The organism is Algoriphagus locisalis (assembly GCF_900116615.1).
In the GTDB taxonomy this organism is placed as follows: domain Bacteria; phylum Bacteroidota; class Bacteroidia; order Cytophagales; family Cyclobacteriaceae; genus Algoriphagus; species Algoriphagus locisalis.
In genome coordinates, this window is record NZ_FPBF01000004.1 from 360427 (window position 1) to 372032 (window position 11606).

The following is an 11606-nucleotide window of genomic DNA, read 5'->3' on the forward strand; positions in this document are numbered from 1 at the left end:
GGAAGATAGCAATAGCGTCAATAATCCACAAACAACCTTTTAGCAGTGGTGCTAGAATCCTGATTTTTATTAAAAATGACGAACCTTTTGCTCAGAAATCCTTTTGGGTATATAGTTTTACAATTCATAAGTGAGATTTCCATGCGATTCAAAATATTTAATTCATACGTCCTACCTACGGTACTGCTAATCGGGCTAACCTTTTTTTCTTGTTCTGAAAAGAAGGAAGAAACTGCCAAGCAAGAAGTAATTGCTGAAAAAGAGACAGAAACAAAATCAGATCAAAAAACAATTCTTTTCTTTGGCAATAGCCTCACCGCCGCCTACGGCATCGATCCGGAAGATGGTTTTGCAGGTTTGACCCAACAACGAATCGATAGTCTGGGATTGAAATATAGAGTAATCAATGGTGGGCTGAGTGGAGAAACCACCGCAGGAGGTCTGGCGCGATTGGATTGGTTTCTGGAAGATAAACCAGACGTGTTTGTGCTTGAACTTGGGGGAAATGATGGACTTCGGGGAATAGCATTGAGTGAAACCAAGAAAAATCTCATGCTCATCATCGACAAGGTTCAGGAAAAATACCCTGACACTAAAATCATATTGGCAGGAATGCAAATCCCTCCAAATATGGGAACTGAATACGCGAGAGAATTCACCGAAATCTACCCTGCTGTGGCTGAGGAGAAAGATGTAGCCTTGATTCCTTTTCTTTTGGAAAATGTCGGTGGAATCAAAGAGCTCAATCTGCCGGATGGTATTCACCCGACTGAAGAAGGACACAAGATTGTCTTTGAGACAATCTGGCCTTTTATAGAAAAAGAAATTGAATAAATTCTATTGCCCCTTGTGCACTTCAGAGCAAGCAGGCTAGCATCTTCTGGATAAAAGGAATTATTAATGTTAAACTCAGTCATTCTGGCTGAGTTTTTTTTGGTGTAAAAAGTTTTACCACTATCTTATTCTTCTATTCCTCAAACACTTATTATTCGTATGCACAAAAAACTTTTAAACTTAATCCTGCTTCTTTCATTTGGGATTTTCTCCTGCGAAAATAAAGAAACCATAACAGAAACAACTCCCATCGAACTCTCTTTCGATTTGGTTGACTCGCTAGACTTAACTATCCTTGGCGATCCAATAATGGCTTCGGTTAACAATACGGGTACGCTTGTCTCCTTTTACGATTTTCCTTCAAGTGAGACTATCATCACAAATACCCAAGGTGATGTACAAAATCAATTTTCCAAAAAGGAAGACACTCCCGATGCCTATGGTTTTAAATTAGAATTACCGATTCTCTGGGGGGAGGATCGTGTGATCCTCATCGGCTTGAAGGGCATATTCATTTATGACCTAGCCGGAAATTTGATCAAAAAGATTGATCATGCGGAAACTATGGGGAGCGCAGGCTCTATGTCATTTCCGGGTTTGACGGCCAAGATAATTTCAATTGAAGGCAAAGAACACCTCTTAACTAAGTCCTTTCGTAGTCGCGACACTTATCCTGGCGAACAGAAATTTTACGATACATACAAAGCCGTAGAGCTGGTTAATTTAGAAACCGGGGAAATGCAGGATTTTGGGTCATTTGAGCCTGAAAGCAAATTCCTTGATGGCATGGGCTATGTCCAAAGCGACTACGCGCCTGCTTATGATGTGAGCAGCGGGAAATTATACCTTTCGCACGGCTCAGATCCCAGACTTTACATTTATGATTTTTCGGCGAAAGAGGCAAAACTAGACACAGCAATTCATCTAGACATACCGGATTTCTATGAAGTGGAAGGCCTGCCTAGGTCTGAATTCTCCCCTGGAAGTGTGACGATCAATGGCGGTACAGCTGCGATTAGAAATATTATTGTTCAAAGCGGGAGGATACTGGTACACTACTATCCGGGTATAGACCCGAAAATTATGGAAGAAGCAATGGGCCTTTGGAACGCTGGCCAGGAAGAAGAAGGTGAAGCTCTATACAGCAAGGCGCAAGCCAAAGCTAAGCCTGGAATAATGGTATTTGACGAGAAGGACTACTCGTATTTGGGAACTCTTGATTTCCCTGCAGGCATCAACAAAGAAGGTTTTATGGCAGATAAAGAGTCTCTTTATTTTCAGAGAACACCAGACCCTGAAGTTGAAGAAGATTTTTTAAGAGTTTATAAAATGAAATTGACAGAAAAATGATTTACAGACACATCTTACTCGCACTTTTGGCATTGAGTTTATATGCATGCTCCTCATCAGAAAAATCTGAAAAGGAATCATCACAGCCTTCAGCTGAATGGGAACTGCAGGTTTTAGACTCCATTCAGGTGGATTATTTGGGCAACGTATCCACCGGGGACTTTAGGGATGGGCTGGGTTTAATCTATGACTACAAGGCCAACACTTTAGTCAAAATCGATTATGAAGGTAATGTGCTCAGCACCCGAGCATTCCCAAAGGACGGCCCAAATTCAATTTCTTTTATCTCCACTGTAAAAATTGATCCTTCTAGCAATCCCTACATAGGAGGCCACGATGGCCCTTATTTCGAGTTGAACGAAGATCTATCTGTGAAAAGAAAAATCGAAATGCCATTTGCATCCCAATCCTTTGGGGGACTGATGGATGCGAAATCTTTTGAATTCTGGCAGGATAACATAATTCTTTACTATACGGGAAGAGATGAGGTAGGCCCTTTTACTGAAAACTACCTAGAGGAATATTTCCTACTTGAAAAGCTTAACCCTTCTACGGGAGAAAGTAGCCCGCTGATCCGAACTCCTGAAACTTCAAAATTCAGCACCGGCTTACTATACGAAAGACCTTCCATTTCATTTACGATAGTTGAAAATGACCTTTTACTCTACTTCAACAATGAACCCAAAATCCACAGGTTTAACTTACTTGATTCCGGGAAGCACATGGAGACCCTAGACCTTAACCCGACGAGATTCATTGAAGCTCCTGAGTTGAAAGACAAATACGAAAGATATAGCTACGAAAAATTGGTCGAAGGAAATATTTTCGGAGTATTTGCAGGTCAAAATCACATAGTAGTTCACTATTCGGAAGGGATTTCAGAGGATGTTTTCGGCTCGCAGAACTTCACGTTCCCCGATGATTTTCCTAGACTGGCAGAACTAAACCAATCTTATTTCAAAGTTTATGACGCTGAAAAAGGCTGGTCCAATGAGGTTCCGATTCCTAAAAAAGTTAAACAAATCTACGCTATAGAGAATCCTACGGAACCGTTTTTCGCGCTCCGAGATGATGAGTACGTAGGAGAAGAACAGGAATACCTCACTTTTTATAAGCTTCAATTGGTACAGAAATGAAAAGAAACTACACCCTTTTCACTTGCATTGTAATCTTAGCTAGCGCCTGCTCGTCTCCGAAAAGTGAATCGGAAAAACAAACAAAAACCTCAAATGAATGGGAATTGCAGATCGTTGATTCTATTCAGGTGGATTATTTGGGAAGTGTAGATGGAGGAGAATTCCGAAATGGCAAAGGGGTGGTTTTTGACTTCAAGACGAATAGTTTGATCGAATTTGATGAAACCGGGAAGATTTTAAATCAGCAATCCTACCCAAAGGAAGGCCCTGGCGCAGTTGTTTATCCTACTACACTACGTTATGATGAACGAGGAAAACTTTATGGTATGAGTTTCCTAAGCTGGCTTTATGAATTCAATCCTGATCTCACACTTAAAAGACAAATAGATATGCCATTCCTGGCAATCTCAAATGACGGTATGTCGTTTGGGAGGAATTTTGAACCATGGAATGGCCATATAATCTCATGGTACCCAGGAAGGGACGGAGCAGATCAATATGATCCATTTTTCTTCAGGGACAATTTCCTTTTAGAAAAGCTAAATCTCACCACAGCTGAAGCAGAACCTATTGTAAAATTACCCCCTACCTCAAGATATTCATCTGACAAATTTTATGAAAGATCCCATTTGAGGTTCGGTATAGTGGCTGATAAACTATACCTGGTATTAAACAATGAACCTTTAATTCATAGCTATGATATGGCAAAGGGATTCGAATATATCAGAACTTTCACTTTTTCACCATCGGTTTTCTTTGACAATGGAGAGCATTCTAAGGCTTATGAATACATCTCTAGGTATCGCATGTTAGATGGACGAATCTCAGGATTTTACCCCCGTCCTGATGGCATTTTTGTCACTTATACTGAAGGAATTAGCGAGGATATTTTCATTCAAAATGACTTAAAAAACCCGGAAAACTTTCCTAAGTACGGTGAATTTCAACGGCATATTTTAAAATTCATGAATACAGATTCCATCTGGTCAAATGAAATAGTAATTCCAAATACTATTGATCAAATCATGAATATAGAATCTCTCGCAAAACCATTCTACGCTCTACGAAACGATGAATACATAGGCGAGGAACAGGATTACTTAACTTTTTACAAACTCCAATTAGTACAGAAATGAAAAGAAACTATGCCCTTATCACTTTCATTATCATCTTAGCTAGCGCCTGCTCTTCTCCGAAAAGTGAATCGGAAAAACAAACAACAACCTCAAATGAATGGGAATTGCAGATCGTTGATTCTATTCAGGTGGATTATTTGGCAGATGTCCGAGAAGGCATTTTTAATGACGGAGTAGGAATTATTAAAGACATTATGAGTACAACCTTGGTAAAGTTTGATACTACCGGTAAAATATTGGCAAAAAAGGAATACACTAAGGAAGGTCCAGGAAATGTGAAGTCATTAGAGACTTTATTAATGCATGAAAATGTAATATTTGGGACATCTTCCTTCTATAACATTTATAAGTTTGACAGCAATTTAGAGCCAATCGGCACCTTGGAAATGCCGTTTATGGGAGAGGCAAGAGGAGGAGCGTACAACCGCAGAAATATAGCAGCTTGGAATAACAAGTTACTGCTTTGGTATCCCGGACGTGAAGGGATTAGCCCATACATTGACCATTTCTACAGAGATTATCCATTGTTGGAACTTTACGATCTTGCCACCAACACAGCCAAAGCTGCTGTACGAACTCCACCCACTTCCCAATACAGCACTAACAATTTCTTCAACCGTCCATCTATCAATTTCACTATAGAAAACGACAGTCTTTACCTGACTTTTTCAAATGAAGCCCAAGTTCATATATATGCCATGGGAGATAGTATTCAATGGGTGCGAAGTATGGGATTTTCACCTACTGATTTCAAACTAATTCCTGGACAAAAATCCGAAGTAACGTACTCCCAATCAATGCAAATGCATGAGGCAAGAATAAATGGCATTTACTCAGATCAAAACCACATTGTCATTGCCTACCAAGGCGGGATCGATGGTAACACCTTTGTCAATAATAATTTGAAGGAGAGAGAAAATTTTCATCGTTATCCAGAATTCCGAAATGACTACCTCAAAATCTATCAATATGGTTTCGGCTGGTCAAATGAAATGATTATCCCCTCAAAAGTGAAGTTAATACTCAATATAGAATCAGTAGACAAACCTTTCTACGCCCTTAGAAACGATGAATACATAGGCGAAGAGCAGGATTACATGACATTTTACAAACTCCAATTGGTAGAGAAATGAAATTAACTTCACTTTTTATCACAGTGCTTTGCATTACTTTTTATTCCTGTTCATCAGATAAAACTGCAGCTATAGATACGCTTCCCGAGTATGAATTTGTAATCTCCGATTCGATTCAAGTGGATCATTTAGGCTCGCTTATTTTATTAGACATACACGAAGAAAAACAGCTATTCTTATTTTCATCTGAAGATGACAACCGACTATTTCTTACCAATAAATCAGGAGAATTAATCAGCACTTTCGATGAACCTGGAGATTCACCCACGGCAGTAGGCAGTCATACAGGATCTGGCACTTTTCTCGGAGACCAGATCATCATGATGGGAATGCCACGATTTGGTATCTATGATCTTGAGTTCAATTTTCAGCGTGGCTTTAAAATGCCATATTCCCCATCCGGAATGTTCTACCTTGGCTTTGATCATTTGCAGCCTGTCATAAAAGGGGGCAAACACAAACTATTGGCATTTACGGGTGGGGCGCAGACCGAAAAACCCTCTAACCAGCCGGAATATTATCAGGAATACAACACCTTTGACCTTATCGATTTGGACAGTGGCACATTTACTCCTGTGGTTCCTTTTCACCCTCAGAGTCGTTTTCTTTCAGGTGAGGCATTTAGATTTATTGCTCCTATTTACCAAGTACGCGAAAACCAGGTTTCATTTATCCACAAAAGGGACACCTTACTTTACTCATATTCACTGGATCATCCAGAAGAATTCTCAGCGACACGAATACCCTTTGATATATTCATAATGAATAAAGGCTTTCCTATGGCAGGTAAGCCTGATTACGAAACTCCTACTGACCGTGAGGGCATGATTCATTCCTATTTCAAAGTTGGCGATCTCCATCTATTTATTTACCAGTCGGGGATCAAACTAAATAACATGCCTGATAGAACTCTGGACAAGGAAACTTTGAGCAAAGAATTTACCCGCCTTAATCCAATGAAGTGGATTGTCATGGATGACTCCGGCAATCATTCAACTCCTCAGGAAATGAACAAGAAATTTAACCTCTCCAGAATTGACTCCGAGGGGAACCTCTGGGCAGCACAAAATATCTATGCCCTTGAAGAAGAACCAGATTTCGTCACGTATTACAAACTAAAACTCGTTCGGAAATGAAGAGCCTAAGCCCCCTACTCCTCCTTCTACTTTTTGCATTCACTACACTAGCCTGCTCAGCAGAAAAAGAAGAAGCCAAATCCTCCACTCCTCTTTCGGAGCAAAACTTTGAATTTATTATCTATGATTCGCTTGTGGTGGATTACCTCGGGAACCTGTTCTTAGCAGACATCACTGAAGATGGTAAATCTTTCCTACTTATTGACCAGCAAACCGATACGCTCTTTGTCACAGACGGCGAAGGAACCATTCTTAGTAAATTCAAAAGACTTGGTGATGGACCAGGTTTCTATAAAAGCTCTCGACTCAGTCTACCCAGCTTCTTGAATACCCAAGAGATTATAGTACCTGCACAACGGGGGCTTTATCTGTATTCACTTTCAGGTGAACCTACTCGCTCATTTCTACCTGAATATGCCCCCTCCATTTCTCTCATTACTCAGTTTATCAATAATTCGGTAATCCGTGACGATCAAGTCTTCTATCCATGGCAAGGTCGGCTCTCTGATGAATTTGGTGTGGATGGAAAAGAATTCCAATTGGCTACCCATCAAGTCGAATTTTTGGATATAGAAAGTGGTCTATTTAGCCCTGCCATCCCATTTCCTGAATCTTCCAAATTCAAAACAGGCGAGAAAACCTTTTTGATTGTAAATTATCACACCGTAATCGCATCAAGTACTGACACGCTGTACGTCGCCTTTCGCAATGAACCGGTTATTTACGGATATTCATTTTCTGACTTAACAACCCCATCTTCAGTCTACCCTATCCCTTTTGAGGAATTTATCCAAAAAGCTCCTAAAGACGAAGATCACTACGGTACCTACGACATGAAAGACATCTATTTAGGAGCGATTCAGAATCTTTCTCCGACAGAAAATCAACGATTTTTACTCACTTATAATAGAGGGCTGACGGATCAGGAATACGAAGAAATTATTCCTTTGCAAAGCTCTGACCCTGAGGAGTTCAGACGAATTCTTAAAAAAATAAACACATTCGGACAGGTCTTATTTGATGGGAAATCTGTCTCCAAAGTGATCCAAAAACCAGAGTCTCTAGGCTTCACTTTCAAATTCATCTCTGAAGAGGAAATCTGGTTCACCCCTAACTTTGAACACATTGAAAATGACTACTCAGTAATTTACAAAACAAGAATAGTAACCAAATGAAAAATCTAGCCTATTTATCTCTTCTCATTTTTGCATTCACTGCACTAGCCTGCTCTGGTGAAAAAGAAGAAGCCAAATCCTCCACTCCTCTTTCGGAGCAGACTTTAGCCTTTGAAATCTATGATTCGCTCGTGGTGGATTACTTAGGTAATCTCATGCTTATGGACATCAGTCCCGATGGAAGCACTTTTTTGCTCACTGACACCAATACCGACAGCCTTTTCGTCACCAATTCTGAGGGAGAAATCCTTCATCAATACTTGCTGAAAGGAGAAGGCCCAAATAACTATGCAGGAAGCCGAACCGGATTCGCTAAATTTATAGGTGAATCGGAGTTTCTGATACCTACCCAGCGAGGCGTTTACAAGTACAACTTCGAGGGTGAGCTATTGAAAAACTACAATCCTGACTTTACTACCTCTGTAAATCTGATCATTGGAAACTCCAACAATAGTGTGATCCATGATAATAAATTTTACACCAATCTCACAGGTAGAAACTTTGATAAATACGGTCGGCAAGGAATAGAATTCCAACAAAACTCCAAACAGCTCGAAGAACTGGATTTGGAAACAGGATCGTATTCTCCATTAATCCCCTTCCCGAAAGCTTCCAAATTTAGCAGCACGGAGAAGTCGTACCCAGTGCTAAATTTCTATTTAAACCTAAGTGCAACTGAAGACTCACTGTTCATCAACTTCAGAAATGAGCCAAAAATCTATGGATATGCCTTCGAGCAGCTAGACTCGGCGAGTACACCTAGTTCTGTAAGGACAATTCCTTTTACTTCATTCGTAGAAAAGGAGCCAAAAGAGAACCTTCAAGATGGTTCATTTGATTTTAGGGATTTTTTCCTAGGAACAGTAAATAGCATTATAGCAATCGAGGAGAATATGTTTTTAGTTGACTACGTAGAAGGTTTATCCGATGAAGACTATTCCGAAGCCAGCGCAAGTGCTGGAGGAGATCCCAACAAAATATTTGAAGAAGGCAGTAAATTCAATACGATGGGCTTAGTTCTTTTTGATGGAACCCAACTCAGTGAACTCATCGCTAAACCTGAGATTTTGGGCAATTTATCCAAGTATGTCTCAAAAGATGAAATCTGGTTTTCGCTTAACTTCTCAGCTGCAGAGAACGACTACTCTGTAATTTACAAGACACGACTGGTTGAGAAATGACATAAAAAAACATGGATATACGGAATGATGCCAGTAACCAATATTTCTTTGCTCACCCGGTCAGAAGACCGATGACCGAAGTGGCCTCAATGCTAAAGTTTAACATAAGCTATATTCTTTAGTCTCCTTACTGGCAGAAAAGCGGATATACATATTAAAAAATCCCGATTGAGAGAAATCAATCGGGATTTTTAGGGATAAAAAGTAAGCTTAAAACAATTTAAAACCAACCGAAAGAATCCACTGATTCACACGCTGGTCAGTTTCAAACCCTGCTATAGTTCCTGAAATATTCCCTAGAGAACTCTCATATTTAGCATCTACGATTAAATTCCCGATATCAACACCTAATCCTGCTTGATAACCTATTGTAGCATTTTTGTAATCCGCATTTTGAACCATATCTGCGGCATCTTTCAATTGGGAATCCATATTAATACTGGCTATAGGCCCAGCTTGAACCCTCAAAAGTTTAAAGAATTTTAAACCAACCATAACGGGAATGTCCAATCTATTGAAATTGGACTCGTACATTTCTTCCCCCGTTCCATCGTTGAACGAAAATTCACCTTTAGTCTGAGCATACAAAATCTCAGGCTGGAGATAAAGAGGCCCAAGTCCTATTCTTGCAAAAAGTCCTACATGGTAGCCAAATTTGGAATCCCCGTTTTTGAAGTCATCAGATTTCAGGTCTAATTTAGTTTGGCTAAGACCTACTTTAGGGCCGAAGGAAAAGCCCTGCGAATAGCCCGTCAGCGCAAATGCCATCAAAGCCAGAGAAAGGATTAATTTTTTCATAGTTTTATAGTTATTGGTTTAGTAAGCTTACTAACGAAAGAATTTAAGAAAAATTAGCAATTCTCTTGCCAACTGAAAAAAGTTAGCACATAGGTAAAGAGGTTAATGTATAAAGCATTCCGCCTTCAGCAATCAGTTTCTGTGAGCAAAGTCGAAGAAATAGCACCTAAAGTTATTAATCGAACGATCAAAATCAGCTAACATCTGCGACTTTTTCTGCGACAATCAGCGGGAAAAATCAGGAAACAGAAAGTCAATAAACAAAAAAAGAAGCCCGAAGACTTCCTTTTCAAATAGATTTATAATGACTCTTAGGCTGATTGGGCAGTGCCAAACACACCAACCAAATTAAGAATAAGTAGGATTATAACGATGGGACAAATCCACTTCACAAAGAACATCCAGCCTATTCTGAAAGGCCCCTTGAAATTTGGTGCTCCCAATTTAAGCTCGTCTGCATAATCCGAGATTTTCGACGCCCAGCCTGTATAAAGTGCCAGCATCAAACAAATCACAATCACAGCAAAAGTTCCGAAGACAAAATCCATGATGCCGAAGAACCCTTGTAGCGGGTTGCCAAAGAAATTGATGTGAAGTGAATTAAAGAATGTACCAGGAATCTGAGACAACGCCGAAGGAACAGAAAGAGCCATCGCCGCCAAACCAATAGTCCAAGTCGCTTTTTTCCTCCCCCACTTTCTGTCATCGATCATATAAGAAACCGGCACTTCGAGCATAGAAATGGTCGATGTCAAAGCCGCAACCATCAAGAGAATGAAGAATAATGCACCTACAACTTGACCGCCTGGCATGGCATCAAATACTTTTGGCAACACATCAAAAACCAACGCAGGTCCTGCCGCAGGATCCTTGCCTGGAAGAAGTGCAAATAAGGCTGGAAACACCATCAATCCACCTAGCAAAGCAACCGAAGTATCCATACCTGCTATCCAGCCTGCAGATTGTATAATATTAGATTTTTTAGGCAAATACGATCCAAATGTAATCATCAAACCCCATCCTACAGACATGGAAAAGAATGCTTGACCTAGCGCCTGAAGTATAACAGCTGGGTTTATTTTACTAAAATCTGGCTTCAAATAATACTCAATACCAGCACCTGCACCTTCTAGTGTCACCGCTCTGCCCGCAATGAAAATGATGATGATAAATAGAACCGGCATCAAGAATTTAGATGCTTTCTCTATACCTCCAGACACACCACCCAATACAATTAATATCGTAGCCAAAATAAACAGGAATGTCAGTGGAATCACGTACATCGGTGTCTCCACAAACTCAGCAAAATCTACCGGAATATTGATTATTTCAGTGATAATATACCCCACAGTCCAGCCTGCAATAACAGAATAGTAACTAAATACAAAGAAACAGACTAATACACAGAGTACGCCTGCAAGCTGCCAAAACTTATTTCCCCCAGTGTCCCGGATAGCTCCGATTGGGTTTTTACCTGACTTTCTACCTAAGGCTATTTCATTAAAAAGTAGTGGTAGCGCTATAAATAGCACGCAGATTATATAGACAAATACAAAGGCTCCTCCCCCATTTTCACCTACTAAATAGGGGAATCTCCAAATATTCCCAAGACCTACGGCAGAACCGGCTGCGGCCATTATGAATCCTAAACTAGAACCAAATTCGCCTCTTTCTTCGGTTTCTTTGATAGCTGCCATAAATTATTTTAAAGTTAAATTAGGGTGAAT

General features: G+C 40.1%; 10 protein-coding genes. 8 read left to right on the plus strand and 2 right to left on the minus strand.

What is annotated here, in order from left to right; translation table 11 throughout:
* Window positions 1–141: 141 nt before the first annotated feature.
* The 8 genes from BM386_RS13795 (at window position 142) to BM386_RS13830 (ending at window position 9081) form a co-directional block, all read left to right on the plus strand.
* Window positions 142–834, plus strand: coding sequence for an arylesterase (locus tag BM386_RS13795; RefSeq protein WP_091695495.1), 693 nt, complete (start codon window positions 142–144; stop codon window positions 832–834).
* A gap of 159 nt (window positions 835–993) precedes the next feature.
* Complete coding sequence (locus BM386_RS13800) at window positions 994–2184, plus strand: hypothetical protein (protein WP_091695323.1); 1191 nt, start codon at window positions 994–996, stop codon at window positions 2182–2184.
* Complete coding sequence (locus BM386_RS13805; RefSeq protein WP_091695326.1) at window positions 2181–3320, plus strand: hypothetical protein; 1140 nt, start codon at window positions 2181–2183, stop codon at window positions 3318–3320. Before BM386_RS13800 ends, BM386_RS13805 begins: the two co-directional genes overlap by 4 nt.
* The gene (locus tag BM386_RS13810; protein ID WP_091695329.1) at window positions 3317–4456 is read left to right on the plus strand and encodes a hypothetical protein; all 1140 of its coding nucleotides are present in this window, start codon (window positions 3317–3319) and stop codon (window positions 4454–4456) included. The genes BM386_RS13805 and BM386_RS13810 overlap by 4 nt, the downstream gene beginning before the upstream one ends.
* On the plus strand, window positions 4453–5589 hold the full coding sequence (locus BM386_RS13815) for a hypothetical protein (RefSeq protein ID WP_091695332.1): 1137 nt from the start codon (window positions 4453–4455) through the stop codon (window positions 5587–5589). The genes BM386_RS13810 and BM386_RS13815 overlap by 4 nt, the downstream gene beginning before the upstream one ends.
* A complete protein-coding gene (locus BM386_RS13820) occupies window positions 5586–6725 on the plus strand; it encodes a hypothetical protein (RefSeq protein WP_091695334.1) in 1140 nt (379 codons plus the stop codon). The genes BM386_RS13815 and BM386_RS13820 overlap by 4 nt, the downstream gene beginning before the upstream one ends.
* On the plus strand, window positions 6722–7900 hold the full coding sequence (locus tag BM386_RS13825; protein ID WP_091695336.1) for a hypothetical protein: 1179 nt from the start codon (window positions 6722–6724) through the stop codon (window positions 7898–7900). The genes BM386_RS13820 and BM386_RS13825 overlap by 4 nt, the downstream gene beginning before the upstream one ends.
* On the plus strand, window positions 7897–9081 hold the full coding sequence (locus tag BM386_RS13830; RefSeq protein WP_091695339.1) for a hypothetical protein: 1185 nt from the start codon (window positions 7897–7899) through the stop codon (window positions 9079–9081). Before BM386_RS13825 ends, BM386_RS13830 begins: the two co-directional genes overlap by 4 nt.
* Before the next feature lie 210 nt (window positions 9082–9291).
* Here BM386_RS13830 and BM386_RS13835 read toward each other — a convergent pair whose 3' ends face one another.
* A complete protein-coding gene (locus BM386_RS13835) occupies window positions 9292–9879 on the minus strand; it encodes a porin family protein (RefSeq protein WP_091695341.1) in 588 nt (195 codons plus the stop codon).
* A 311-nt stretch (window positions 9880–10190) separates the two neighbouring features.
* Window positions 10191–11576 (minus strand): sodium-dependent transporter, encoded by a 1386-nt coding sequence (locus tag BM386_RS13840; protein ID WP_091695344.1) that lies wholly within the window; start codon window positions 11574–11576, stop codon window positions 10191–10193.
* Between the last annotated feature and the right edge of the window lie 30 nt (window positions 11577–11606).

Excerpts from the sequence above, each read along its gene's own strand:
- BM386_RS13820 (WP_091695334.1), top strand. The coding sequence starts at position 5,586 with ATGAAATTAACTTCACTTTTTATCACAGTGCTTTGCATTACTTTTTAT.
- BM386_RS13800 (WP_091695323.1), top strand. The coding sequence starts at position 994 with ATGCACAAAAAACTTTTAAACTTAATCCTGCTTCTTTCATTTGGGATT.
- BM386_RS13815 (WP_091695332.1), top strand. The coding sequence starts at position 4,453 with ATGAAAAGAAACTATGCCCTTATCACTTTCATTATCATCTTAGCTAGC.
- BM386_RS13840 (WP_091695344.1), bottom strand. The coding sequence starts at position 11,576 with ATGGCAGCTATCAAAGAAACCGAAGAAAGAGGCGAATTTGGTTCTAGT.
- BM386_RS13795 (WP_091695495.1), top strand. The coding sequence starts at position 142 with ATGCGATTCAAAATATTTAATTCATACGTCCTACCTACGGTACTGCTA.
- BM386_RS13810 (WP_091695329.1), top strand. The coding sequence starts at position 3,317 with ATGAAAAGAAACTACACCCTTTTCACTTGCATTGTAATCTTAGCTAGC.
- BM386_RS13835 (WP_091695341.1), bottom strand. The coding sequence starts at position 9,879 with ATGAAAAAATTAATCCTTTCTCTGGCTTTGATGGCATTTGCGCTGACG.
- BM386_RS13830 (WP_091695339.1), top strand. The coding sequence starts at position 7,897 with ATGAAAAATCTAGCCTATTTATCTCTTCTCATTTTTGCATTCACTGCA.
- BM386_RS13825 (WP_091695336.1), top strand. The coding sequence starts at position 6,722 with ATGAAGAGCCTAAGCCCCCTACTCCTCCTTCTACTTTTTGCATTCACT.
- BM386_RS13805 (WP_091695326.1), top strand. The coding sequence starts at position 2,181 with ATGATTTACAGACACATCTTACTCGCACTTTTGGCATTGAGTTTATAT.